This window comes from Streptomyces sp. NPDC053560 (assembly GCF_044544605.1).
Lineage (GTDB): Bacteria > Actinomycetota > Actinomycetes > Streptomycetales > Streptomycetaceae > Streptomyces.
Window position 1 is genome coordinate 49,625 of the sequence record NZ_JBITXI010000012.1, and the last position, 25,493, is coordinate 75,117.

Sequence of the window (25,493 nt, forward strand, 5' to 3'; positions counted from 1 at the left end):
GCTGCTGGTGGTGATGGCCGTCGCGCTCACCGCCGTGGCCGCCACCACCCGTTCCATCCTGCTGCGCGACGTGGAGCACCGGATCACCCGGCTGCTCGCGCAGGAGGCCGGCGAGTTCGCCCACTTCGAGGAGCAGGGCTTCGACCCGGAGACCGGCCGCAGGTTCACCGAGCCCGACCGGCTGCTCCGGGTCTTCCTGGAGCGGCAGTACGCCGATGCCGACGAGGAACTGATCGGCCTGGTCCGTCGGGCGGGCCGCGATCCCGCGAAGCTGGTGCAGCCGCGCGACATCCCCACCGGGCGGCCGCTGCGCGACGACGCCGCGGCCCGCCGGGCCATCTTCGCCTCGAAGGGGCCGACCGGCACCCTGCGCCGCGCGGCCGGCGAGATCCGCTGGGCCAAGGTCGATGTCGCCCGGCACGGTGACAGCCCCGAGGCCGCCTTCGTCGTCGCCTTCCACCCGGAACGCGAACGTGCCAAGGCCGACGAGGTGTTCCGGATCCTGCTCGCCATCTCGGGGGTCGCGCTGCTGATGACGACCGGCATCGGCTGGGCCGTCGCCGGCCGCATACTCAAGCCCGTACGTGTGGTGCGCACCGCCGCGGCCCAGCTGACCGAGCAGGACCTGACCCGGCGGATCCCCGTGCAGGGGCGGGACGACATCGCCGCCCTGGCCGACACGTTCAACGGAATGCTGGACCGCCTGGAGCGCGCCTTCGCCGCGCAGCGCGAGTTCGTCGACGACGCGGGACACGAACTGCGCACCCCCATCACCATCGTGCGCGGCCACCTGGAGCTGATGGGTGACGACCCGGCCGAGCGCGAGGAGACCGTACGGCTGGTCACCGACGAGCTGGACCGGATGAGCCGGATCGTCGAGGACCTGCTGCTCCTCGCCAAGGCCGAGCGGCCCGACTTCGTCAGCCCGGAGCCGGTGCAGCTCGCCGAACTCACGGCGGACGTCTTCGTCAAGGCCCGTACGCTGGGCGAGCGCCGCTGGGAACTGGACGGGGTCGCCGACCGCGCGGCGCGTCTGGACCCGCAGCGCGTCACGCAGGCGATGGTGCAGCTCGCACAGAACGCCGTGCAGCACACCACGCAGGGGCAGACGATCCGGATCGGCTCACGCGCCGGGGGCCGCCGCATCGAGCTGTACGTCGCCGACTCGGGGCCGGGCGTACAGCCGCAGGACGCCGAGGTGATCTTCGAGCGGTTCCGGCGCGGTACGGCCCGCCGCGGGGCACGTACCAGCGGGGCCGGGCTGGGCCTGGCGATCGTCCGCGCGATCGCCGAGGGACACCGGGGCCGGGTCCGGCTGCACGACACCGAGGGCGGCGGAGCCACCTTCGTCCTGGAGATCGAGAACGCCGAGAAGACCACGGAGAGGAACGGGGCGGGCAGTTGAAGCGGATACTCATCGTCGAGGACGAGGAGCGGATCGCCTCGTTCGTCGAGAAGGGCCTGCGCGCCAACGGTTTCACCACCACGGTCGTCGGCGACGGCGACGAGGCCTACGAGTACGCGCTCACCGGCGGCTTCGACCTGATGGTGCTCGACATCGGGCTGCCCGGCCGGGACGGCTTCACCGTGCTGCGGGAGCTGCGCGAGGCCCGGGTCACCGTGCCGGTCATCGTGCTCACCGCACGCGACTCCGTACGCGACACGGTGGCGGGCCTGGAGGGCGGCGCGGACGACTGGATGACCAAACCGTTCCGCTTCGAGGAACTGCTCGCCCGGGTACGGCTGCGGCTGCGCACGGCGGCGCGGGCGCCCGAGGTGACGGTGCTGCGCAGCGACGGGCTGACGCTCGACCTGCGGACCCGCAGGGCGCGTTCGGGCGACCGGCTGGTGGACCTGACCGCCCGGGAGTTCGTGCTGCTGGAACTGTTCCTGCGCCACCCGGGGCAGGTACTCTCGCGCGAGCAGATCCTGTCCCACGTCTGGGGGTACGACTTCGACCCCGGCTCCAACATCGTGGACGTCTACGTACGGGCGCTGCGCAAGAAGCTGGGCGCCGAGCGGGTGGAGACGGTACGCGGGATGGGGTACCGGCTGCCCGCGTGAAGTTCCCTTCATGTACGGCTCATCGGTGACTCACGGCGTCGCCCGACGCTGTGAGGGTGAGTGTGAACCTCCGCCACGCCGCGGCCCTGTGCGTGGCCCTCAGCCTCTGCGCCCTGCTCGCCGTCCCCGGGAACTTCCCCGGGCTCAACGGTGAGGCCCGCCTGACCCTCGGCGTCTTCGCGCTGGCGGCCTGCGCCTGGATCGGCACGCCGATCGACGACACGTACATCGCCCTCGGCGCCGGTCTCGCGCTCACGGCGACCGGCGTGATCAGCAGCGAGACCCTGTTCGGCACCTTGGGCGACGCCACCGTGTGGCTGCTCATCTGCGCCTTCGTGCTCGCCGCCGCCGTCACGCGCACCGGGCTCGCGGGGCGGGCCGCCGCGTTCCTGGTCAGTGGGGCCCGCAGCGTGCGGCAGCTGACGCATCTGACGACCGCGGCGCTGGTGGTCACGGCCTTCGCGGTGCCGGCCACCTCGGGGCGGGCCGCGCTCGCGCTGCCGGTGTTCCTGGCGCTCGCCAAGGTGCTCGCCGACCGCAGGCGACTGGTCGTGATGCTCGCGCTGCTCTTCCCGACCGTGATCCTGCTCTCCGCGGTGGCGACCCTGATCGGCGCCGGTGCCCACCTGATCACCGTTTCGGTGCTGTGGGAGGCGACCGGTGAGCGCATCGGCTTCACCCGGTGGCTGCTGCTCGGCCTGCCGCTCGCCGTCGCCTCGTCCCATCTGGCCGCCGAGGCCGTGCTGCTGACGACGACCCGGCGGGCCGACCGCCGCGGTCCCGTGCGGATCACCGCCGAGCAGATCCAGGAGCACAGCGACAAGCCGGTCACAGGCCCGCTCAGCACCGACGAGACCCGGTGCGCGCTGCTGCTCGGCACGGTGGTCGCGCTGTGGTGCAGCGAGCCGTTGCACCAGGTGCCGCCCGCGGTGGTGGCCCTCACCGGCGCGGTCGTCGCGGCGTCCCCGGCCCTGGGCACGGTGCGCCTGAAGGACGCGCTGAAATCCGTGCCCTGGTCGCTGCTGCTCTTCATGGCCGCGACGATGGCGATGGGCGTCGCGCTCGCCGACTCCGGCGCCGCCCGGTGGCTGGTCTCCGGCCTGCCCATCGCGGTACCGCCCGGCCTCTTCCTTGCCGCCGTGATCGTCATCAGCACGGCCGCTCATCTGGTCCTGCAGTCCCGCTCGGCCCGGTCCTCGGTCCTCGTCCCGCTCGTCGTGGCCGCCGCCGTGGGTGCCGGGGTCAATCCGGTGGCCGCGGCGCTCGCGTCCACCGCGGCGGCCGGCTTCTGCCACACCCTGCCCGCCTCGGCGAAGCCGGTCGCACTCTTCGCCCAGCTTCCCGGTGCCCCCACCTACACCCCGCGTGACCTGCTGCGGCTATCGGGCGTACTGGCCCCGCTGACCGCCGCCCTGGTCCTGCTGTTCGCCCTCGCGGTGTGGCCACTGCTCGGCGTACCGCTCCTCAAGCCCTGAAGCCGCTCCCCGAGTGCCGGCCCTTCCGGAAGGAACCCCGCCATGCTGACCCGTTTCGCCGTCGCCCCCAGCGGTTTCAAGGAGTCGCTCTCCGCCCAGGACGCGGCGAAGGCCATCGCCGCCGGTGTACGCCGGGTGGTCCCCGGGGCCGAGATCGATCTGATTCCGCTGGTGGACGGCGGTGAGGGCACGGCCGCCGCGCTGGCCGCCGCGACCGGCGGACGGCTGGTGTCCCGGCCCGCGACGGGCCCGGTCGGCGAGCCTGTCGGCACCCACTTCGCGCTGCTGGGCTCCGGTACGGCCGTCGTCGAGATGGCCGCCGTCGCCGGGCTCTCCCTGGTGCCGCGCGGGCGCCGCGACCCGGGAGCCACCACCACGTACGGCGTGGGCGAACTGATCCGCGCCGCCCTCGGCACGGGCGTACGCCGCATCCTGATCGGCTGCGGCGACTCCGGCACGTCCGACGGCGGCGCCGGCGCCCTCCAGGCCCTCGGTGCCCGGCTGCTCACCGCCAGGGGGTACGAACTGCCGCCCGGCGGCCGGGAGCTGGGGCGCCTCGACCGGATCGACCCGGCACGTCTGGATCCCCGCCTGAAGGACGTCGAACTGCTCGTCGCGTGCAATCCCTACAACGTCCTGTGCGGCGAGCGCGGTGTGGCCCGCGTCTTCGGCCCGCAGAAGGGCGCGACGCCGCGGCAGGTGGAGGAGCTCTCGGCCGCCCTGGAGCGCTGGGCGTACGTCCTGGGGCGCGACCTGTCCTGCGGCACCGACCTCCGGCTCGCCCCGGGTACCGGCGCCTCCGGCGGCCTGGGCGCGGGGCTCGCGGCCCTCGGCGCCCGGCTGCTCCCCCGCTTCGACGTGCTCCTCGACCATCTCGACCTGGACGCCCGCCTGGCCCGCGCCGACCTCGTGGTCACCGCCGAAGGGGCGCTGGATTACCAGACGCCGCGCGGCAAGGTGCCGGCCGAGGTGGCCCGGCGCGCCAAGCGCTTCGGGCGCCCGGTCCTGGCGCTCGCGGGCACCATCGGCGAGGGCGCGCACCAGGTCGGGGCCGTGGGCGTGGACGCGTACAGCGCGATCCTGCCGGCCCCCGTGTCGCTGCACGAGGCGCTCGGCAGAGGCACCGAGTTCCTCACGGACGCGACCGAGCGGGCGCTGCGGATGGTGCTGCTCGGGGCCCGGCTGGCCGCGTGACCGGTACGGGGCTCCCCGGTCGCCTTCCTGGCGGCCGGGCGGACCGGACAGACAAGAACCCCGGCTCTCCGTGCGGAGAGCCGGGGTTCGTCACGAGCGCTGGGCAGGCCTTGCACCTGCATTTCCCCGCAGGAAGCGGGGCGTCTTTCCTTGGACCACCAACGCCGGGCCGTTCGCCGGGGTTCCGGCGGCGAGCTCAAGATCGACTGTACCGGACGGCGGCGCCTTTCCGCATCTCCGGCGGTGCCACCAGTTCCCGGCGGACGAAGTCGATCAGTAGCTCGCGCATCACCGGGACCGTCATGCGGGGGGCTCCCGTGAGGACCTGGACGGCGGCGCCGTCGGTGAGGGCGGTGAGGCGGAAGGGCGACGCCCTCCAGGTCGACGTCGGCGCGGAAGGCGCCCTGTCGCCGGCCGCGCAGCACTATGCGGATCACGGCGTCCTGCCAGCGGGCGTAGAACTCGTTGTGCGCGGCGTGGAATTCGGGGCGTACGACCGCCTCGGCCCAGTACTGCAGCCGGATCGACCACTCCTCGCGCACCCGGCCGAACCGCGGCAGCTGCATGTCGATGAGTTTCAGCAGCCGTTCGTGCGCTTCGTCGATTGCCCGCAGCGCCTCGCTCTGGCGGGGGTGGGCGGCGCCGACATCACCATGCTGATCGGCCTACCGGTCTCGGCCGGGGTGTACCTGCTGGCCTGCCGCGGGCTGGACCTGACGGCCGAGCGGGCCGCGGTGGCCGCTGCGGACGCGGGGCTGGAGGCGGCCGGGCCGGAGGACGGCGCCGCGGACGGGGACGGGGACGGGGACGGTGGCGGGGCGCCCGACGGCGGGGCCGCCGTCAGCGGTACAGCTCCCGCGCGATGATCGTCCGCTGCACTTCCGTGGCGCCCTCGTAGATGCGCGGCGCGCGCACCTCCCGGTAGAGGTGTTCGAGGAGGTGGCCGCGGCGCAGCGCGCGGGCGCCGTGGATCTGCACTGCCGCGTCGACGGCCTCCTGGGCGGTCTCGGTGGCGAGCAGCTTGGCCATCGCGGCGCGCTTGGCGATGCCGGGCGCGCCCGCGTCGTAGGCCGCGGCCGCCGCGTACACCAGCAGCCGGGCCGCCTCGACGCGGGTGGCGAGGTCGGCGAGGCGGTGGGAGACGGACTGCAGGTCCTTCAGGGGGCCGCCGAACGCGGTGCGGGTGGCGGCGTGTTCGAGCGCGGCGTCCAGCGCCGCCTGGGCCATGCCGATGGCGAAGGCGCCGACGCTGGGCCGGAAGAGGTTCAGGGTGCGCATCGCGACGCCGAAGCCGTGGCCCGGCTCCCCCAGGACGTCGTCCCGGGACACGGGGACGCCGTCGAAGACCAGCGTGCCGATGGGGTGCGGGCTGAGCATGTCCAGGTGCTCGCCGCTCAGCCCGGGCCGGTCGGCGGGCACCAGGAAGGCGGTCACGCCGCGCGCGCCGGGGGCCTCGCCGGTACGCGCGAAGACGGTGGCGAAGTCCGCCTCGGGCGCGTTGGAGATCCAGCACTTCTCGCCGCTGAGCCGCCAGCCGCCCGCGCCGTCCGGCTCGGCGGCCAGGGTGAGCGCCGCCGCGTCCGACCCGGCGTCCGGCTCGCTCAGCGCGAAGGCGGCGACCGCGCGCCCGGCGGTGACCTCCGGCAGCCAGCGCGCCCGCTGCTCCTCGGTACCCGACTGGAGTACCGGAGAGGCGCCCAGTCCCTGGAGGGCCAGCGCGGTCTCCGCCTCCGTGCACTCCTGCGCCAGCGACTCCCGCAGAAGGCACAGGTCGAGGGCGCGGACGGTGCCGCCGTCGGGGAACAGGCGGCGGAGCAGGCCCAGCTCGCCGAGGGCCGCCACCAGGGGGCGGTTCACCCGCCCCGGCTCGGCCTTCTCGGCGAGCGGGCGCAGCCGGTCGGCGGTCAGGGCCCGGAGTTCGGCACACCACGCCACGTCGTCGGAGTCGAGCGCGAATGCGGTCACAGGGCGGCTCCCTTGTCACGGTCTGCCTTATCGCGATCTGTTGACTGTCGTCACGAACACGTTACGCTGACGAAGCGTCCGTACGGCAGCCCCCGGCGGCCCTCGGACACCACGGCCGAGCGTCACGAGGGGGCGCATGCGTCATGGATCTGCAGCCAACGGCCCACACCGACACCTTCGCCCGCGACCATCTCCCGCCACCCGCGCAATGGCCTCTGATGGCCGATGCGGGCTACCCGCCCCGGCTCAACTGCGGTACCGAACTGCTGGACGGCTCCCTGCGCCGGTTCGGCGCCGACCGGCCCGCGGTACGCCACGGTGACGGCACGGTCTGGACGTACGAGGATCTGCGCGCGCACGTCAACCGCCTCGCCCACACGCTGACCGACGACCTCGGGGTGCGGCCCGGCGAACGGGTCCTGCTGCGCGGCCCCACCTCCCCCGAACTGGCCGCCTGCTGGCTCGCCGTGATGAAGGCCGGCGCCATCGCCGTGACCGTGCCGGCCGCCCAGCGCGCCCACGAACTGGCCACCCTCTGCGACATCGCGCGGGTACGCCACGCGGTGTGCGACATACGGACGGTGGACGACCTCACCAAGGCCGCGGTACCCGGCCTCGCCATCACGGCATACGGCGGCGAGGGCCCGGACGACCTGCTGCGCCGGGCCGCCGGGAAGCCCGTCGACTACCCCGCGGTGGACACCGCGGCCGACGACGTCGCGCTGATCGCCTTCACCTCCGGCACCACGGGCCGCCCCAAGGGCTGCATGCACTTCCACCGCGACGTGCTCGCCATCGCCGACACCTTCTCGGCACACGTGCTGCGCCCCGAACCGGACGACGTCTTCGCCGGCACGCCGCCACTCGGCTTCACCTTCGGCCTCGGCGGACTCGTCGTCTTCCCGCTGCGGGCCGGGGCCTCCACCCTGCTCGCCGAGCCCGGCGGCCCCCGCGGACTGCTGCGGCACATCGAGACCCACCGCGTGTCCGTCCTGTTCACCGCGCCCACCGCCTACCGCGCGATGCTGCCCGAACTGACCGGACACGACGTCACCTCGCTGCGCCGGTGCGTCTCGGCGGGCGAGAACCTGCCCGCCGCCACCTGGCGCGCCTGGCACGCCGCGACCGGGCTGCGGCTCATCAACGGCATCGGCGCGACGGAGATGCTGCACATCTTCCTCTCCGGCGCCGACGAGCACGCCCGCCCCGGCGTCACCGGGGTGCCGGTGCCGGGGTACGAGGCCCGGGTGGTGGACGCGGCGGGCCGGTCCGTCCCGGACGGCGAGCCGGGACTGCTGGCGGTACGCGGCCCGACCGGCTGCCGCTACCTCGCCGACCCGCGCCAACTGGAGTACGTACGGGACGGCTGGAACCTCACCGGCGACACCTACGTACGCGAGACGGACGGGTACTTCCGCTACGTCGCACGCGCCGACGACATGATCATCTCGTCCGGGTACAACATCGCCGGGCCCGAGGTCGAGGAGGCGCTGCTGCGGCATCCGGCCGTGGCCGAGGCGGCCGTGGTGGGCCGGCCCGACGCGGACCGGGGACAGGTCGTCGTCGCCCATGTGGTGCTCGACCTCGGCCTCCCCCATACGGAGGAAACCGTCGACGCACTACGGGAGTTCACCAAGGCCGAGATCGCGCCGTACAAGTGCCCGCGCGAGTTCGTCTTCCACGACGCGCTGCCCCGGACGCCGACCGGCAAACTCCAGCGCTTCCGGCTGCGCGCGCCCGTCCGGGAAGCGCCGTGAAACAGCGCCACCGGCCACCGGGGCCCCGGCGGCACGACTTAGAGTGACGGCGTGAGTGACCCGCAGCCGCAGCGCACCCCACGGTCCCTGATCGTCACCTTCTACGGCGCGTACGGACGCGACGCGAAGGGCGCACCGCTGGGACCCGTACCGGTGGCCGCGCTGATCACGCTGCTGGGCGTGGCGGGCGTCGACCCGCCGTCGGTGCGCTCGGCCGTCTCCCGGCTGAAGCGCCGCGGACTGCTGGTGCCCGCGCGCACGTCGTCGGGGGCCGCGGGGTACGCGCTCTCGGCGGACGCCCGCGAACTGCTGGCCGACGGCGACCGGCGGATCTACGGACGGCCCACACCGCGCGCGAGCGACGGCTGGGTGCTCGCGGTGTTCTCCGTCCCCGAGGAGGAGCGCCACAAGCGGCACCTGCTGCGCTCCCGGCTGGCCCGGCTCGGCTTCGGTACCGCGGCGCCGGGCGTATGGATCGCCCCGGGCCACCTGTACGAGGAGACCCGGCACGTTCTGCGCCGTCTCCAGCTGGACCCGTACGTGGACCTCTTCACCGGTGCGCACGCCGGCTTCGCGCCGACGGCGGAGGCGGTGACCCGCTGGTGGGACCTGCCCGCGATCGCCGCGCGGCACCGCGCGTTTCTCGACGCCCACGAGCCGGTGCTCGGGCGCTGGAGCCGCCGGCGCAGCACGGATCTCGAAGCTGCGTACCACGACTACCTGATGACGCTGGACGCCTGGCGCCGGCTGCCGTACGCCGATCCCGGCCTGCCCGCGGCGCTGCTGCCGGCGGACTGGCCGGGCGGCCACGCGGCCGCCGTCTTCGGCCGCCTCCACCGCCGGCTGCACGCGGCGGGCGCGGAGTACGTGAGCGGGGTGCTGGGCGAACGGGGGGCTGCGGGGGCGGAGTGAGCGCCGTGCGGTCGGGGTTGCGGGGCGCCCTGGGCTTCGCGTGAGGGCATACGCGGGCGGTGCGTGGTCGTCGTGTGCTCGGTGAGCGTCGTGTGAGCGCTGCGGGAAAGCTGTGCGCGATCCCGTGTGCTCGACGGGGGCTGTGCCAGGGCCGTGCGTGGCTCGCGTAGTCGGTCGGCTGGTCGGTCGGTCGGCCGGCCCGCCGTGTTCCCGGTACAGGTACAGGTACAGGTACAGGTCGGGGCCCGGCGGGCCGGGCCCCGCATGGGGGGTCCGGCGTGCCGCCGCGCAGCCGTGAACGGCCGCGGGTGGCGGGGCTTTCCGCCGTGGGCACGCCGTGCGGGGCAGGCATGGACGGTCGGGTGACGAGTACCGGTGGCGGCCGCCGCGGACGGGCGGACGGGCGCAACGGGCCCCTGCGGGCAGGGGTCGTGCAGGGCCGCGTCTTTCCGGACGCGCGGCCCTCGACGGGAGCCTCCTGGGGGTCGGTGCGGCCGCGGGGGCGACGGGCGCCGGCGGCGCGGGACGGGTCCCGTCCGGCGGCGGGAGCGCGGTACCAAGGTGTGCGCTCCGTGCATGGGCGCGCCTCAGCGCATCCGGGGGTACCCCGCGGCCATCTCGACCGGGCGGGGGCGGGAGGCGGCCACCGCGGCGACCACGTCCCGGAAGGAGCTGCACATCCGGGTGCCGGCCACCGCGGCCAGCTCGCCGAAGCGGCCGACGCCGTAGGTGACGGCGATCGGGGCCATGTGGGCGGTGACGGCCATCCGCATGTCGCCGACGGTGTCGCCCACGTACGCGCTCTCGCGCGGCGAGACGCCGAGCTGCGCGACGGCGCGCAGCGCCATCTCCGGGTGCGGCTTGCCGCGCCGCACCATGTCGTGGCAGATGACCGGGCCGACCAGGTCGCGGATGCCCATCACGTCCAGCAGCGCCTCGGCGCTGCGCGAGACCTTGGAGGTGGCGACGGCCAGTTCTATGCCGTGCGCGCGCAGCGCGGACAGCCCCGAGGAGACGCCGGGGAACAGCAGACGCGGCCCCTCGCGGAGCACTTCGTGGGCGAACAGTTCGCGATAGCGACTCATCGCGGTGAGCACCGCCTCGTCCGTCTCGGGACGGCCGAGCAGCTGCCCGAACGCGGCCGGGGCCGGCTTGCCGACCGCGGCGGCGGCCTGTCGCGGCGTCACCCGGCGGCCCTGCTCGGCGACCACCTTCGACAACAGCCGGCCGATGGCGGGCAGCGTGTCGGCGAGGGTGCCGTCCAAGTCGAAAACGACCGCCCGGATCGGGACCGTACCGGCACCGCGCGGCGCCCCCCCGATGCCTTCGCCGACGTCCGCTGAATCGCGCATTGCTCGATACCTTTCCGATGCGTTGACGGGCCGGTCGGAGTCCGGGACTCCCGTCGGCCGCGGGGGAATCAAATCGATGGCATGTGTGAAGTGTGAAACGGTTCCGTCGGTCCGCAACGCCGCGGGGGCCTGGCAGAGAAGCGTTACAACGGCTTTCATGGGGGCAACGCGTCCCGTTGCTCGCCTTTGCAGATTTAAAAACCGCCTGCGCTGTTTGTCAATGCGCTGAGCCACACCTCACACACAACCCGTACACGGCCGCAACGCCTGAGGCGCCCGGGACGAGCCGCCGTCACGTGCGTCACACCGCTCGGATCATGGGGGTGTCGCTTCGGCCACTGCCGCTCGGGCGGAGCGGCCGGTATCGGCGCCTGTTCGAAACGAGTCGTACGATATTGAAACCGCATGGTTGGTTTTCTCTATAGTCTTTGACCATCGAACCACCGAGCCGATGGCCCGCCGGGCGGTCCATCGGCTCGACCGGCCCCGGCCGGACGAGAGACAGGACGGACACAGTGCCCACGCAGCACCGCGCGATCCAGAGCCGCCAGGCGCTCATCCGCTCGGCCGCCCAGAGCTTCATCGACAAGGGCGTCTCCGCGTCCGGCATGGTCGACATCAGCCGGCGCGCGAGACTCAGCAAAGGCGCCCTCTACTTCCACTTCGAGTCCAAGGAAGAGCTGACCCTCGCCGTACGGGACGAAGCGCTCGGCGCGCTGCGCGAGCTGGAGGAACAGCTGCTGCGCGCGCCCGATCCCGTACTGAGCGCGTCCCGGGACTTCACGGTCTCCCTCCTGGAGCGGGTGGACCGGGACATCGTTGTCCGGGCCGGCCTCCAGATCCGCCCGGAGAGCGATCCCGAACCCAGCGGCGCCCGTCTGCACCGGCGGTGGTGCGCGCTCTTCCTGGAGAAGGCCGCCACCGACCGCTCGACGGGCCGGCTGCCCCTGGACGCCGATCCGCAGCGGCTGGCACGGGCGCTGACCACGATGGTCGTGGGACTGCTGGAGCTCGGCCGCGCGGACCGCACGTGGTGGAGCCGGGAGGCCGTGACGGACATGTGGCGGCAACTGGCGCCGGCCGCCCGCACGGTGCCCGCCCCCGGTGCGGGACGCGCGTTACGCACCGCCGCCGGCGCACCGCGCGCCGGTGCCGTACCGCAGCCCGCCCTGCGCGGCGCCGTACGCGACCCGGCCGGCTACGGCCCGCGCCGCACCCCGCCGCGCTGACGGGATCCGGGGAACGCCGCGACCGCCCGACATCCGTAGCACCGCCGGTATCGGTACCCGTAGCGCTGCCGGTATCGGTGCCTGTATGGCCCGGCACCGATACCCACGTGGACACCCGCATCGACGCCCTCGTAGACGCCCGTATCGACGCCCACGTGGATGCTCGTATCCCCGCCCACGTAGACACTCGTATCGATACCCACGTAGTCGCTCGTGCGCCCCGGAGGCGCGACGCGCACCGTCTCCCTCGCTCCTCTACGGGCGCGGGGGGGGGGGGGGGGGGGGGGGGCCCCCCCCCCCCCCCCCCCCCCGGGGGGGGGGGGGGGGCGCGCGCCCGCCCCCCCCCCCCCCGCGCCCGTGTGCCGACGGGGCCCGGTCAGGGCGGGCTCCGCCGACTGCCGCCCGGCCCGCCCCCCGGCGGGCCGCACGGAGCTCACAGCTCGACCAGCACCGACCCGGTGTGGCCGCCTGCCACGAGTTCGCGCAGCGCCTGCGGCGCCTGATCCAGGCCCCGCAGACGGCTGTGCGCGAAGATCAGCGTGCCGTCGCGCAGTCCGCGCCCGAACTCCTCGGTCCACTCCTGCACGAGGTCCTGGTGGTCCCGTACCGAGAAGCCGCGCAGCGAGACCCGCCGGGAGACGATCAGCCCGGCGTCCAGCTCGACCGGCGCCGTGATCCCGTCCCCCTTCCCCAGCTGCGCCGACAACGCGCCCACCAGCGCGAACCTGGCCCCCGTGCGGGCCGATTCGAGGGCCGCCGTCAACTGCTCGCCGGCCACCATGTCCAGCAGGACGTCGATGCCGTTGGGTGCGGCGCGGCGCAGCTGCTCGCCGATCGGCCCGGCGCCGCGCAGCACGACCTCGTCGTAGCCCAGCTCCTTCACCAGGTACTCGGCCTTGCGCTCGGAGCCCGTGGAGCCGATGACCCGGCGCGCCCCCAGGCGCCGGGCGATCTGGCCCGCGATGCTGCCGACGCCGCCGGCCGCACCCGTGATGAACACGGTGTCGCCGGGGCGGACCTGAGCGATGTGCACGAGGGCGCCCCAGGCGGTGGCGCCCTGCGAGAGGTGGGCCGCCGGGTCGGGCAGCGCGTCGGGGTCGATGCGCCGGGCCCGTGCCGCGTCCACCAGGGCGTACTCCCGCCAGCCGAGGTCGTGCCGGACGAGGTCGCCGGGCGCGAACCCGCCGCCGGGCGCCTCGACCACCTCGCCGATCGCCGCGCCCCACAGCGCCCGGCCGGGCAGGAACGACGGCATGGGCAGGTCGGCCGAGCCCATCATCGTGCGCATCGCCGCGGTCACGGCCATGACGCGGTTGCGTACGAGCACCGTGCCCGGAACCGGCACCGGGATCGGTGCGTCGGCCACCGTGAAGTGGTCCGGGGTCAGTGCGCCGTCGGCGCGTTCCGCTAGGCGGACTTCACGGTGGGTCGTGGGATGGACGGGCGCGGCCATGGGGGGAGGCTCCTGGGGGTAGAGGGCTGCCGGGGTGCGGTCCCGACCGCACGCGCCGCGTCCGGGATCGCCGGCCGACGGCTGGTGAGCGGTACGACCGGAACGAAGCTTTCCCAAATCTCCACGACAGATCAATACCGTCTGGTTGGATTATTGTTTGCACCGTCAATAGAATTCGGCCAGATCCGCTGAAGGCGGACCGCATCCACGAGCGAACACGCGGAGGACGGCCGGTGGCCAAGCAGGAACGGGCAGTGCGCACTCGACAGGCCGTCCTCGTGGCGGCGGCCGAGGTCATCGGCGAGCGCGGTTACGAGGCGGCCACCATCGCGGAGATCATCCAGCGGGCCCAGGTGACCAAGGGCGCGCTGTACTTCCACTTCCCGTCGAAGGACGCCCTGGCCCGCGCGGTCATCGCGGAACAGACGGAGATGCTGGTACCCCCGCCGAGCGAGTCGCGGGTGCAGGACGCGATCGACTTCAGTCACCGGGTGGCCGAGGGGTTGCGCACGGATCCGGTCCTTCAGGCCGGCACCCGAATCGCCGTGGAGACGACCTTCAGCGCCGAACCATTGGTCCCGTACCAGGACTGGATCTCCATCGCGACCGGCATGTTCGCCGAGGCCCGCGACCGGGGTGAGCTGCTGCCCGCGGTGAATCCCGCGAAGGCCGCCGAGTTCTTCGTCGCCGCGTACATGGGCGTACAACTCTTCTCGCTGGCCGCCAGCAACCGCGACGACCTGCACGAGCGGATCGGCCAGCTGTGGCGGCACATCCTGCCGAGCCTGGCGTCGCCGGGCGCGATGAGCCACCTGGACCCCAACGGCCGCCGGGAGCGGGAAGCGGCCTGACTCCACCGCCGGCCTCCCCCTCCGCACACTCTCCGGCCGGTTTTCGTCCCACCCGATCAGGCCGCTCAGCTGGATTCCTTCCGTCACACGTATCACCTCTGCCCAAAGATTCACCTGGAGCACTAGAAAACAAACCAGCCGGTTTGTATCTTGGACGCGTCGACGCACGTCCACAGGCGCAGAGTGCGGGCGCGGCGAGCGCCCACCAGGGAGGGAACCCTCATGACCGTCGCTCTGACCGTGCCGCATTCAGTGCCCCGGCACGGAGCAGGACCGACCGCCCGGGGCTCGGGCCTGCCACCATTGCGGCGGCTGACCACGACCGTGCCCCGGGAGTACGTGCACCGCAGTGCCATAACCGAGGTCTTCCTCACCGACTGGCAGAGCAGCGGTCCGGACGCCTGGACCGTCGACGCCCAATGGCCGCGTGCGCACTCCTTCTACGGCCCGGCGCACGGTATGCACGACCCGGTGATGCTCGCGGAGACCGCCCGCCAGACGGCCATCCTGCTCAGCCATGTCGGTCACCACGTGCCGCTCGACCACCCGGCGATCTGGGGCCGCCTGCGGTACTCCGTCGCACCCGCCGCGCTGACGCTCAACGGCACACCCGCGGACCTCGAACTGCACGTCACCGACCACGACGTCGTCCGAAGAGGCAGCCGACTGGCCACGATGCGGCAGATCTTCCGTATTCTGCGGGACGGCCGGGAACTGGGCACTGTCGACGGTACTCTCAGCTGCCACACGCCCGCCGTCTACCGGCGGCTGCGCGGCCCGTACGCCGACCTCGAACGGACCCTCTCGCGCACGCTCCCGCTGCCCGAGTCCGTCGACCCGGCCTTGGTCGGCCGGGACCGGACGGCGGACGTGGTGCTTGCCCCGGCGGCCGGGCAGAACCGCTGGCAGCTTCGGGTCGACACCGCCCACCCGGTCCTCTTCGACCATCCCGTCGACCACGCCCCGGGCATGCTGATGGTCGAGGCCGCACGGCAGGCCGCGCACGCCGCCGTGGGCGCTCCCTCCCTCGCCCTCGCAATGGACTGCTCCTTCGTCCGCTACGCAGAGCTGGACGCCCCGTGCTGGGTACGCGCCGAGGCCGCCGGGCGTGACGATGCCGGCCTGCCCCGCGTCGCGGTCACCGCGGAACAGCACGGCTGCGCGGTGTTCACCGCCACTGTTTCCTGCGCGTACGCCAGCTGAACGGCGAGCCGACGCGGCCCTGTTCACCGGCCGATCCGCCCGGTCCGTCCGCCGGGCGTCTCAGCTGCCCAGTGAGAGCCGCTGCTTGGGCCCGTCGGTCCGCCCCGTGGGCGGGGTGCGGCTGCCCGCGCGGTACGGCGCCGGCCACGGTGCTCCGGGGCCGGAATACCCCTGTTCCGCGGCGGCGTGCAGGGTCCAGTGCGGATCGTAGAGGTGCGGCCGGGCCAGCGCGCACAGGTCGGCGCGCCCCGCGAGGACGAGCGAATTGACGTCGTCCCACGACGAAATGGCACCGACAGCGATCACCGGAATTCCCACCACGTTGCGGATGCGATCAGCGAACGGCGTCTGGTACGAGCGTCCGAACGCGGGCTGTTCGTCGGCCACCACCTGCCCCGTGGAGACGTCGACGGCATCGGCCCCGTGCGCGGCGAAGGCCCGCGCGATCTCCACCGCGTCCTCGGCCGTGGTCCCGCCGTCGGCCCAGTCGGTCGCGGAGATCCGTACGGTCATCGGCCGCCCCTCCGGCCAGACGGCACGCACCGCGTCGAAGACCTCCAGCGGGAACCGCAGCCGCCCTTCGAGGTCGCCGCCGTAGGCGTCCGTGCGGTGGTTGGTGAGCGGCGAGAGGAAGCCGGAGAGCAGATAGCCGTGCGCACAGTGCAGTTCGAGCAGGTCGAAGCCGGCGCGCGCGGCCCGCTCGGCGGCGCGTACGAAGTCCTCCCGTACGCCGGCCAGTTCCTCGGGCCTGAGCGCGTGCGGTATCTGGTTGACGCCCGTGCGGTACGGGAGCGCGGAGGCGGCCACCACCGGCCAGTTGCCCTCCGGGAGCGGCAGGTCGATGCCCTCCCACATCAGCCTCGTGGAGCCCTTGCGGCCCGAGTGGCCGAGCTGCACGCCGATCGCGGTGCCGGGCGCGCCGGTGTGGACGAAGTCGGTGACCCGGCGCCAGGCGGCCTCGTGCTCCGGCGCGTACAACCCCGTACAGGCCGGCGTAATGCGGCCCTGGCGGCTGACGCAGACCATCTCCGTCATCACCAGGCCCGCGCCGCCGAGCGCCCGTGCGCCGAGGTGGACGAGGTGGAAGTCGCCCGGCGTGCCGTCGCCGTCGGCGCTGTACATGTCCATCGGGGAGACGACGACGCGGTTGCGCAGGGTGAGGTCGCGGAGCCGGAAGGGCGTGAACATCGGCGGCGTGCCGGGCGCCACCCCGGCCTCCTGCTCGACCGCGGCGACGAACCCGGGGTCGCGCAGCCGGAGGTTGTCGTGGGTGACCCGGCGGCTGCGGGTGAGCAGGTTGAAGGCGAAGCGGCGGGGCGGCTGGTCGATGTACTGCCCGAGATTCTCGAACCACTCCAGGCTGGCGCGGGCCGCGCGCTGGGTGGACTCGACGACGGGCCGGCGCTCGGCCTCGTAAGCAGCGAGCGCGTCGGGCAGCGCGACGTGCTCCTGGAGGCAGGCGGCGAGCGCGAGGGCGTCCTCGACGGCGAGCTTGGTGCCGGAACCGATGGAGAAGTGGGCGGTGTGCGCCGCGTCGCCGAGCAGCACGACGTTGCCGTGCGACCAGCGGGCGTTGGTGACCGTACGGAAGGCCGTCCAGGTGGAGTTGTTCGAGACCAGCGGCCGGCCGGCCAGCGAGGCCGCGAAGACCTTGGCGCACTGCTCGACGGACTCCTCGACGGGACAGGCGTCCCACCCGGCCCGCCGCCAGACGTCCTCGTGCGCCTCGACGATGACGGTGCTGGCCCCGTCCCCCGGAAGGGCCCCGCCCCCCGGAGAGGCGGCGGCGTCGAGGCGGCCGTCGCCGAGGGGCGGGCGGGAGTACGGGTAGCCGTGCAGCTGCACGACCCCGTGCTCGGTCTCCGCGATCTCGAAGCGGAAGGCGTCGAAGGCGAGGTCGGCGGAGAGCCAGATGTAGCGGCAACGGTGGGTGGTGAGCCGCGGGCGGAAGACGTCGGCGTGCGCGCCGCGGGTGGCGCTGTGCACGCCGTCGGCCGCGATCACCAGGTCGTGGTCACGGGCAAGATCGGCCGCGGGCGGCGCCTCCGTACGGAAACGCAGCCATACGCCGAGCTCACGGCAGCGGTCGTGCAGCAGCTGGAGGAGACGGCGGCGCCCGACGGCGGCGAAGCCGTGACCGCCGGAGGTGAGGGTGTGCCCGCGGTGCACGATGTCGATGTCGTCCCAGCGCACGTACTCGCGGCGCAGCGCTTCGTGGACCACCGGGTCGGCCTGTTCGATGCCACCGAGGGTCTCGTCGGAGAGGACCACACCGAAACCGAACGTGTCATCGGGCGCGTTGCGCTCCCAGACCGTGACCTCGCGGGCCGGGTCCAGCCGCTTGAGCAGCACCGCCGCGTACAGACCGCCGGGACCGCCACCGACGACCGCGATCCGGCCGCCGGACAGCGCCCCTCCCCTGAGACTCGTTTTCCCTGCCACTTCGGGCTGCGGGCTCATTTTCCCTGCCACTTCGGGCTGCGCTTGGTGGTGAACGCGGCATGGAACTCGGCGTAGTCGGCGCTGTTCATCAGCAGCGCCTGGGTCGCCGCGTCCATCTCGACGGCCGCCGCCAGCGGCATGTCCAGCTCGGCGGTGAGCAGCGCCTTGGTCTGGGCGTACGCGAGCGCGGGCCCGGCCGCGAGCCGGCGCGCCAGCGCGGTGGCGGCCTCGTGGGCCTTGCCCTCCTCGGCCAGCTCACTGAGCAGCCCGATCCGCTCCGCCTCGGGGGCGCGTACGGCCTCGCCCAGCATCAGCAGCCGGGTGGCGTGCCCGAGGCCGACGACGCGGGGCAGCAGGTACGCCGCACCCATGTCGCCGCCGGACAGGCCGACCTTGGTGAACAGGAAGGCGAAGCGCGCCGACGGGTCGGCGACGCGGAAGTCGGCGGCGAGCGCGAGGACGGCGCCCGCGCCGGCGGCCACGCCGTGCACGGCCGCGATCACCGGGAACGGGCACTCCCGCAACGCGCGTACGACCTGACCGGTCATGCGGTTGAAGTCGAGCAGCTGTCCGGTGTCCATCTCCAGGGTGGCGCCGATGATCTCGTCGACGTCGCCGCCGGAGCAGAAGCCGCGCCCCTCGCCGCCGAGGACGAGGGCGCGTACGGCGCGTTCGCGGGAGAGCTCGGCGAGGAGGTCGCGGAGGTCGGCGTAGGCGCCGAAGGTGAGGGAGTTCAGGGTGTCGGGGCGCGCGAGGGTGACGGTGACGACGCCGTCCTCCCTGGTCACGCGGAGGTGTTCCCATGCGTCGGTGGCGTGCGCGGAACCGGTGAACGGGCTCATGGGCGTCGGGCCCCCTAAGGCCGGAGGGCTGGTGCCTGCCTCGCGAAGCTATCACGGTGCTGTGACTGTCGTCACGAGTACGCGATAGAACTCGGCTCCCGCCGCCCGGCATCGCCACGGTCGGTGACGAGCCGTTTGCGGCGGAGATTCGTACCGTTATAGGAGGACATCAAGCTCTCTGTGAACGGACCACAGCCCTTGCCGGAGCCAGCTGCCCCGTCGTCCTGGCGGATCACGCTGCCGCACACCACAGCCGCGGTGCCGATCGCGCGTGCCCTGATCCGCAAGGCCTTCGCCGACATGCACGTGCCGGCGGACAGCGACACGGCCGAGCTGCTCACCGCCGAGCTGGTCGCCAACGCGGTCGAGCACACCGCTGGCGACAAGCCGATCGAGCTGGTCATCGAGGTACTGCCGAGCGGCCACCAGCACGTCGAGGTACACGACAACGACCCCGCACCGGTCGAAGGGCTGGGCGATGACGCCTTCCCGGAGGCGGACCCGCTGGACGAGGGCGGCCGGGGCCTGCTGCTGATCCGCACCCTCAGCGTGGACTCCGGCTACCGGCCGACCGAGCAGGGGAAGGTGGTGTGGTTCCGACTGCCGGCGGGGCCGGTGGGGTGAGGGTCGGGGTGCGGTGGGGAGGGGTGGGACGGGACGGGGGCTGCGGTGGGGGGTGCGGTGGGAGTTGTCCACAGGGGGTGAGGCGGGGCGGGCGGGGGCGGTACGGTCTGGGGAGTGCGGTGGAGGTGGGGGAGGGGCCTTACCGCTGGTGGTTGGGGAGGGAGGGGCCCATGCCAGGGAAGTTCACCCCTTCGGCGTCACTCCGCCCACGGATTCCCCCGCCCCCAACCGCGAATGCCGGCGCCCGTACACCGCGTACACCACCGCGCCGACGGCCAGGAACACGGCGAACTGCAGCCACGTCGCCGGGCCCGTGCCGTAGATCAGGTACACGCAGAACGCGATGCCCAGCAGCGGGCTGACCGGGAAGAACGGCACCCGGAAGCGGCGCGGCAGCGTGGGCCGGGTGCGGCGCAGCACCATCACGCAGACGTTGACCACCGCCATGACCGCGAGCGTCCCGATGGTGGTCAGATTCATGACCACGTCCAGCGGCACCACCGCGGCCGGGACGGCGAAGACGACGGCGACGATCCAGGTGCCCCGGACCGGCGTAGCGGTCTTCGGTGAGATCCGCTCGAACACCCGCGGGATCAGCCCGTCCCGCGACATCGACATCAGGATGCGGGTCTGGCCGTACATCACCGCGAGGACGACGGACGCGATGGCGACCACCGCACCAAAGGCGATGATCCCGCCGCCCAGCGCGGATCCGGTGACCCGGTCGACGATCAGGGAGAGCGCGGCGGGCTTGTCGGCGACGGCGTCGGCCGAGAGCGCGCCGACCGCGCCGAGGGCGACCAGGCAGTACAGCACGGTGACCACGCCGATGCAGATCAGGATCGCGGCAGGGACGTTCCGCCGCGGGTTCTTGACCTCCTCGCCCGCCGTGGTGACCGCGTCGAAGCCGATGTACGAGAAGAACGCGACCGAGGCGCCGGAGGTGACGCCGGCGACGCCCTGCGCGGCGAACGGCGAGAGGTTGCCGCTCCTGAAGGCCGTGCAGGCGATCGCGCAGAACAGGATCAGCACGCCGATCTTCAGGACGGCCATCGCGGCGGTGGCGCGGGCGCTCTCCCGGATGCCCCGCACGAGGAGCGTGGCGGCCAGCAGCATGACGACGACGGCGGGGACGTTGACGATGCCGCCGTCCCCGGGCGGCGCGGACAGCGCGGTGGGCAGCTGCCACCCGACCAGGCTGTCCAGCAGCTCGTTCAGGTACTGGCCCCAGCCCACCGAGACCGCCGAGACCGACACGCCGTACTCCAGCAGCAGGCACCAGCCGACGAGGAAGGCGGTGCGCTCGCCGAGCGTGGCGTACGCGTAGGAGTACGAGCTGCCGGAGACCGGGATCGCGCCGCCCAGCTCGGCGAAGGAGAACGCCGTGAAGACGCAGGTGAGCGCGGCGAGCACGAAGGAGACGACGACGGCGGGGCCGGCCTCGGCGACGGTGTCGGACAGGCCGACGAAGATGCCCGTGCCGACGATCGCGCCGACGCCGAAGCACACCAGCTGGAAGAGGCCCATCGTGCGCTTGAGGCCATGGCCTTCGAGGTCCGTACCGGATTCGGCGACGAGCAGGTCGGGGGACTTGATGCGCAGTCCGGACGCGGACATGGGTGGTTCTCTTCCTGGTGGTGCGAGGTGCCCGGTGCGGGTGGGCGGGCACGGAGAAGGGGACGGGCCGATGGGCCCGTCCCCCTGAGTTCGATTTCCGATGGTAACCGAATTGTTGCATGATCGCCCATAAGGGCGTATTTGTATGCGCCGCCGAGCAGCGAGCGGCACAGCCGGCGCCCCGGCGAAGGAAGCGGCGGCGAGGCGTTGGCGCAGGTCAGCGACCCAGCGTGGCCACCATGACCGCCTTGATCGTGTGCATACGGTTCTCCGCCTCGTCGAAGACGACGGAGTGCTCCGACTCGAACACCTCGTCCGTGACCTCCAGCGACTCCAGGCCGTGCCGGGCGTAGATCTCCCGCCCCACGGCCGTCCCCAGGTCGTGGAAGGCCGGCAGGCAGTGCAGGAACTTCACGTCGTCCTTGCCCGTGGCCCGCAGTACGTCCATCGTCACCGCGTACGGGCTGAGCAGCGCGATCCGCTCGTCCCAGACCTCCTTCGGCTCGCCCATCGACACCCAGATGTCGGTGGCGACGAAGTCCGCGCCGCGTACGCCCTCGGCGACGTCCTCGGTGAGGGTCACCCGGGCGCCGCTCCGCTCCGCCAGCTTCCGGGCGCTCGCGATCACCGACGCCTCGGGCCACAGCTTCTTCGGCGCGACGATACGGACGTCCATGCCGAGGAGGGCGCCGGTGACCAGGTAGGAGTTGCCCATGTTGTACCGGGCGTCGCCCAGGTACGCGAAGGCCAGGTCGGCCGGCTCGCGGCCGGGGCTGTGCTCGATCATGGTGAGCACGTCGGCGAGCATCTGGGTGGGGTGCCACTCGTCGGTGAGGCCGTTGTAGACGGGCACGCCTGCGTGGGCCGCCAGCTCCTCGACGTTCGTCTGCGCGCTGCCTCGGTACTCGATCGCGTCGAACATCCGGCCGAGCACGCGGGCGGTGTCCTTCACCGACTCCTTGTGCCCGATCTGCGAGCCCGACGGGTCCAGGTACGTGGTGTGGGCGCCCTGGTCGGCGGCCGCCACCTCGAAAGAGCAGCGGGTGCGGGTGGAGGTCTTCTCGAAGATCAGGGCGATGTTGCGGCCCTTCAGGTGCTGCTCCTCGGCGCCCGCGCGTTTGGCGGCCTTCAGCTCCGCGGCAAGGCCGATCAGGTGGCGGAACTCCTCGGCGCTGAAGTCCAGCTCCTTGAGGAAGTGGCGGCCCGTGAGGTCAATCGCCATGGCAGGCTCCTAGGTCGCGGCGTACGGGGACGGTCGAATCGAATATTGGAAGTATATACGACTGACCGCATTCCTATGCGAAGGGGTGCCTCCGGGACGGAAGCGAGGGGCCGCGACAGGCATCAGGGGTGGCTCCGGAGCCCGCGACAGGCAAGTACCGGCGCCGCTTCGGCCCTCCCCCGCCCCTAGCCGAGCCCGTCCCGCTGGACCGGGCAGCTCATGCAGCGCGGGCCCCCGCGGCCCCTCCCCAGCTCGCTGCCCGGGATGGTGATCACCTCGATGCCGCGCTTCCGCAGGAACGTGTTGGTCGTGACGTTCCGCTCGTACGCCACCACCACGCCCGGCTCCACCGCCAGCACATTGCAGCCGTCGTCCCACTGCTCGCGCTCCGCCGCGTGCACGTCCTGGGTCGCGGTCAGCACCCGCACCCCGTCCAGCCCGAGCGCCGCCGCGATCGCCCGGTGCATGTGCTCCGGCGGATGGTCGGTGACCTTCAGCTCCTGCTCGTTCGCGCCGGGCTCGATGGTGTACGAGCGGAGCATCCCCAGCCCCGCGTACTGCGTGAACGTATCGCCGTCCACCATCGTCATCACCGTGTCCAGGTGCATGAACGCCCGCCGCTTGGGCATGTCCAGCGCCACGATCGTCTGCGCCGAACCGGCCGCGAACAGCCCGCGGGCCAGCATCTCCACCGCCTGCGGCGTCGTCCGCTCGCTCATCCCGATCAGCACCGCACCGTTGCCGATCACCAGCACGTCGCCGCCCTCGATGGTCGACGGGTACGCCGCCTGGCCCTCGGACCACACGTGGAAACGTTCGTGCGTGAACAGCGGGTGGTGCCGGTAGATCGCCTCGTAGTGGACCGTCTCGCGCTGGCGCGCCGGCCACCGCATCGCGTTCACCGACACCCCGTCGTACACCCAGGCGGAGGTGTCCCGCGTGAAGAGATGGTTCGGCAGCGGCGGCAGCAGGAAGTCGTCCAGGTCCATCACATGGAAGCGGACCGAGGTCGGCTCGGGATTGTGCTCCAGGAACTCCCGCTTCGTCATCCCGCCGATCAGCGCCTCCACCAGCTCCGCCAGCGGCAGCTCGGCGAACGCCGCCCGAATGTGGTCGGTGGCCAGCGGCCCGTACTCCTTCTCGTCGAAGACCCGGTCCAGAACCAGCTCGCGCGCCTCGGGGACCCGCAGGCTCTCCGCCAGCAGCTCCCCGAACAGATGCACCTCGACGCCGCGATCGCGCAGGATGTCGGCGAAGGCGTCGTGCTCGGCCCGCGCGCGCCGGACCCACAGCACGTCATCGAAGAGCAACGCGTCCTTGTTGGACGGGGTGAGCCGCTTCAGCTCCAGGTCGGGACGGTGCAGGATGACCCGGCGGAGACGACCGACCTCTGAGTCGACATGGAATCCCATCCCTCCATCCTGGCCGGATTCGACGATGATCACTCGATATCCGCCCACCCGGTGCGGCGCGAACACCGGGCCGGCGCGGCGCGGGGCCCGGCGGGGACGGCGATCCTGAGGGGCAGGGAGCCGGGCGACGGCCCCCCGCCCCTCATCAGGTCCGGTCAGGCGTGGCGCCTTATCCCAACTGGCTCTGCACCTGCGAGGAAATGATCTCCAGGTGGTCGAGGTCGTCGAGGTCCAGCATCTGGAGGTAGACACGGGAGGCGCCCGCCTCCGCGTACCGGCCGATCTTGTCGACCACCTCGGCCGGCGAACCGGCCAGACCGTTGGCCTTCAGCTCCTCGACCTCCCGCCCGATCACCGCGGCCCGGCGGGCCACCTCGGCGTCGTCCTTGCCCACGCAGGCGACCAGCGCGTTGGAGTACACCAGGTCGTCGCCCTTACGGCCGATCTCCTCGGCGGCCGCCCGCACCCGGCCGAACTGCCGCCGAGTGTCCTCCAGCGAGGCGAACGGGATGTTGAACTCGTCGGCGTACCGCGCGGCCAGCCGCGGCGTACGCGTCGCGCCGTGCCCGCCGATCAGCACCGGCACCTTGGTCTGCGCGGGCTTCGGCAGCGCCGGGGACTTCTCCAGCTGGTAGTACGTCCCGTCGTACGAGAACTCCTCGCCGACCGGCGTGCCCCACAGCCCGGTGACGATCGCCAGCTGCTCCTCCAGCCGCCCGAACTTCTCCTTGGGGAACGGGATGCCGTACGCCTTGTGCTCCTCCTCGAACCAGCCCGCGCCCAGCCCCAGCTCGACCCGGCCGCCGGACATCTGGTCGACCTGCGCGACCTGGATCGCGAGCACGCCCGGCAGCCGGAACGTACCGGCGGTCATCAGCGTGCCGAGGCGGATGCGCTTGGTCTCACGGGCGAGCCCGGCGAGGGTGATCCAGGCGTCGGTGGGGCCGGGCAGCCCGTCCACCGTGCCCATCCGCAGGTAGTGATCGGACCGGAAGAACGCGTCAAAGCCGAGGTCCTCGGTGGCCTTGGCGACGGTGAGCAGGGTGTCGTAGCCGGCGCCCTGCTGGGGCTCGGTGAAAATTCGCAGATCCATGGCCCCATCTTCCCCCTCCCCCACCTCCGAGCGCGGCCCCCACCCGGTAGGACGCGCCGGGTCGACATCGCGGACGAGAGCGACGCCGCGGACGGAGTCGGGGCGCGGACAGGAGCTGGTCGAGGTCGCGGGAAGAAACAGGCCGCGAGCTCTGGAGCGTGCACAGGTCGCGGGGCCGGAGTGGTGGTCAGGAGTCGAGGGGAGGTCAGGAGCCGGGGTGAGGCCAGGAGTCAGGCCGGGTCGTGGTCGTGCAAGCGGTCCCGGACGAGGAGTTGTTTGAGGATCGCGGCGGCGCGGTCGCGGGACTCGTCGGCCGCGTCCATCGCTTCCACACAGGTCCAGTAGAGCCCGTCCTCCTCCGCCGCGCAGACCACGCCCACCAGTGCCTCGCACACTTCGGCCAGCAGTCCGCACAGGTCCGTCAACGCGACCTTGCTGTCCTGTACTTCGGACAGCTGAGCCGCTCTGGGGCCGTAGGTTCTCGGTACCGGGCACAGCACTGCTGCACCCGACCGGCCTCCTGCCTCGCCCAGCCTTCGTGCCTTGACCCGCACCTCGAACGGTCCCGATATCGCCAGGAGGCTGCCCACGGCCTCCGCCAAGGCCTGCGCCTGCCACGCCTCTATGACGATGTCCTGGACCGTCCGTGCCTGGGCCAGACCGTGCCGACTGGCCGCGATGATTCGCACCGCATCCATGCACGACCCCTTCCCTTGCCCCTCGTCCACTGTCTTGCGCACACCTTCCACTACCCAGAGTGAACTGGAACCGCCAAAAGCGCTAGAG

At 72.7% G+C, this 25,493-nt stretch carries 21 protein-coding genes and 1 pseudogene; 11 read left to right on the forward strand and 11 right to left on the reverse strand.

Translation table 11 applies throughout. The features are described 5' to 3' along the window. The first annotated feature begins 13 nt into the window (after positions 1 to 13). The 4 genes from ACIGQF_RS27320 to ACIGQF_RS27335 are packed head-to-tail and all read left to right on the forward strand — an operon-like array spanning position 14 to position 4,733. Entirely contained in the window at positions 14 to 1,405 is a 1,392-nt protein-coding gene (locus ACIGQF_RS27320) for a sensor histidine kinase (RefSeq protein WP_399715747.1), read from the forward strand. Beyond that, complete coding sequence (locus tag ACIGQF_RS27325) at positions 1,402 to 2,064, forward strand: response regulator transcription factor (protein ID WP_399715239.1); 663 nt, start codon at positions 1,402 to 1,404, stop codon at positions 2,062 to 2,064. The genes ACIGQF_RS27320 and ACIGQF_RS27325 overlap by 4 nt, the downstream gene beginning before the upstream one ends. 56 nt (positions 2,065 to 2,120) lie before the next feature. Beyond that, positions 2,121 to 3,539, forward strand: a complete 1,419-nt coding sequence (locus ACIGQF_RS27330; RefSeq protein WP_399715241.1) for an SLC13 family permease — start codon at positions 2,121 to 2,123, stop codon at positions 3,537 to 3,539. A 42-nt stretch (positions 3,540 to 3,581) separates the two neighbouring features. Beyond that, positions 3,582 to 4,733, forward strand: a complete 1,152-nt coding sequence (locus ACIGQF_RS27335) for a glycerate kinase (RefSeq protein WP_399715245.1) — start codon at positions 3,582 to 3,584, stop codon at positions 4,731 to 4,733. Between the two features lie 425 nt (positions 4,734 to 5,158). Here ACIGQF_RS27335 and ACIGQF_RS27340 read toward each other — a convergent pair. Then, positions 5,159 to 5,299 (reverse strand): annotated as a pseudogene (locus tag ACIGQF_RS27340) (TetR family transcriptional regulator C-terminal domain-containing protein); the annotation flags it as partial. A gap of 24 nt (positions 5,300 to 5,323) precedes the next feature. Between ACIGQF_RS27340 and ACIGQF_RS27345 the strand changes: the two are divergent. Next, on the forward strand, positions 5,324 to 5,599 hold the full coding sequence (locus ACIGQF_RS27345) for a hypothetical protein (protein WP_399715248.1): 276 nt from the start codon (positions 5,324 to 5,326) through the stop codon (positions 5,597 to 5,599). Here ACIGQF_RS27345 and ACIGQF_RS27350 read toward each other — a convergent pair. Beyond that, positions 5,574 to 6,698, reverse strand: coding sequence for an acyl-CoA dehydrogenase family protein (locus ACIGQF_RS27350; protein WP_399715251.1), 1,125 nt, complete (start codon positions 6,696 to 6,698; stop codon positions 5,574 to 5,576). The genes ACIGQF_RS27345 and ACIGQF_RS27350 overlap by 26 nt on opposite strands. A 143-nt stretch (positions 6,699 to 6,841) precedes the next feature. Here ACIGQF_RS27350 and ACIGQF_RS27355 point away from each other — a divergent pair, with 143 nt between their 5' ends. Continuing rightward, positions 6,842 to 8,455 carry an AMP-binding protein gene (locus ACIGQF_RS27355; protein ID WP_399715255.1) on the forward strand — a complete coding sequence of 538 codons (1,614 nt, stop codon included), beginning with the start codon at positions 6,842 to 6,844 and terminating at the stop codon, positions 8,453 to 8,455. 51 nt (positions 8,456 to 8,506) lie between these two features. Continuing rightward, the gene (locus tag ACIGQF_RS27360) at positions 8,507 to 9,367 is read left to right on the forward strand and encodes a PaaX family transcriptional regulator C-terminal domain-containing protein (RefSeq protein WP_399715258.1); all 861 of its coding nucleotides are present in this window, start codon (positions 8,507 to 8,509) and stop codon (positions 9,365 to 9,367) included. Between the two features lie 587 nt (positions 9,368 to 9,954). Here the strand turns inward: ACIGQF_RS27360 and ACIGQF_RS27365 are convergent. Then, positions 9,955 to 10,719, reverse strand: coding sequence for an HAD family hydrolase (locus ACIGQF_RS27365; protein WP_052868594.1), 765 nt, complete (start codon positions 10,717 to 10,719; stop codon positions 9,955 to 9,957). 515 nt (positions 10,720 to 11,234) lie between these two features. On the opposite strand from ACIGQF_RS27365, the gene ACIGQF_RS27370 reads away from it, so the two are divergent. Beyond that, entirely contained in the window at positions 11,235 to 11,948 is a 714-nt protein-coding gene (locus ACIGQF_RS27370; protein WP_399715262.1) for a TetR family transcriptional regulator, read from the forward strand. 433 nt (positions 11,949 to 12,381) lie between these two features. Here ACIGQF_RS27370 and ACIGQF_RS27375 read toward each other — a convergent pair whose 3' ends face one another. Then, positions 12,382 to 13,401, reverse strand: a complete 1,020-nt coding sequence (locus ACIGQF_RS27375; RefSeq protein ID WP_399715265.1) for an MDR family NADP-dependent oxidoreductase — start codon at positions 13,399 to 13,401, stop codon at positions 12,382 to 12,384. A gap of 254 nt (positions 13,402 to 13,655) precedes the next feature. On the opposite strand from ACIGQF_RS27375, the gene ACIGQF_RS27380 reads away from it, so the two are divergent. Then, a complete protein-coding gene (locus ACIGQF_RS27380; protein WP_399715267.1) occupies positions 13,656 to 14,252 on the forward strand; it encodes a ScbR family autoregulator-binding transcription factor in 597 nt (198 codons plus the stop codon). A 222-nt stretch (positions 14,253 to 14,474) separates the two neighbouring features. Then, entirely contained in the window at positions 14,475 to 15,455 is a 981-nt protein-coding gene (locus ACIGQF_RS27385; protein WP_399715271.1) for a ScbA/BarX family gamma-butyrolactone biosynthesis protein, read from the forward strand. Between the two features lie 60 nt (positions 15,456 to 15,515). Here the strand turns inward: ACIGQF_RS27385 and ACIGQF_RS27390 are convergent, their stop codons facing one another. After that, positions 15,516 to 17,915: an oxidoreductase gene (locus tag ACIGQF_RS27390; protein WP_399715274.1), complete on the reverse strand. Its 2,400-nt coding sequence runs from the start codon at positions 17,913 to 17,915 to the stop codon at positions 15,516 to 15,518. Next, on the reverse strand, positions 17,912 to 18,739 hold the full coding sequence (locus ACIGQF_RS27395; RefSeq protein ID WP_399715276.1) for an enoyl-CoA hydratase family protein: 828 nt from the start codon (positions 18,737 to 18,739) through the stop codon (positions 17,912 to 17,914). The genes ACIGQF_RS27390 and ACIGQF_RS27395 overlap by 4 nt, the downstream gene beginning before the upstream one ends. Positions 18,740 to 18,937: 198 nt before the next feature. Here ACIGQF_RS27395 and ACIGQF_RS27400 point away from each other — a divergent pair, with 198 nt between their 5' ends. Further along, complete coding sequence (locus ACIGQF_RS27400) at positions 18,938 to 19,363, forward strand: ATP-binding protein (protein WP_399715278.1); 426 nt, start codon at positions 18,938 to 18,940, stop codon at positions 19,361 to 19,363. Between the two features lie 183 nt (positions 19,364 to 19,546). Here the strand turns inward: ACIGQF_RS27400 and ACIGQF_RS27405 are convergent, their stop codons facing one another. The 5 genes from ACIGQF_RS27405 to ACIGQF_RS27425 form a co-directional block, all read right to left on the reverse strand. Further along, a complete protein-coding gene (locus tag ACIGQF_RS27405) occupies positions 19,547 to 20,980 on the reverse strand; it encodes an amino acid permease (protein ID WP_399715281.1) in 1,434 nt (477 codons plus the stop codon). 217 nt (positions 20,981 to 21,197) lie between these two features. Further along, positions 21,198 to 22,202: an ornithine carbamoyltransferase gene (gene argF, locus ACIGQF_RS27410; protein ID WP_399715283.1), complete on the reverse strand. Its 1,005-nt coding sequence runs from the start codon at positions 22,200 to 22,202 to the stop codon at positions 21,198 to 21,200. Positions 22,203 to 22,387: 185 nt separating this feature from the next. Then, entirely contained in the window at positions 22,388 to 23,614 is a 1,227-nt protein-coding gene (locus ACIGQF_RS27415; protein WP_399715287.1) for an arginine deiminase, read from the reverse strand. 169 nt (positions 23,615 to 23,783) lie between these two features. Further along, positions 23,784 to 24,707, reverse strand: coding sequence for an LLM class F420-dependent oxidoreductase (locus tag ACIGQF_RS27420; RefSeq protein WP_399715289.1), 924 nt, complete (start codon positions 24,705 to 24,707; stop codon positions 23,784 to 23,786). 230 nt (positions 24,708 to 24,937) lie between these two features. Continuing rightward, complete coding sequence (locus tag ACIGQF_RS27425; RefSeq protein ID WP_399715291.1) at positions 24,938 to 25,405, reverse strand: DUF6099 family protein; 468 nt, start codon at positions 25,403 to 25,405, stop codon at positions 24,938 to 24,940. Between the last annotated feature and the right edge of the window lie 88 nt (positions 25,406 to 25,493).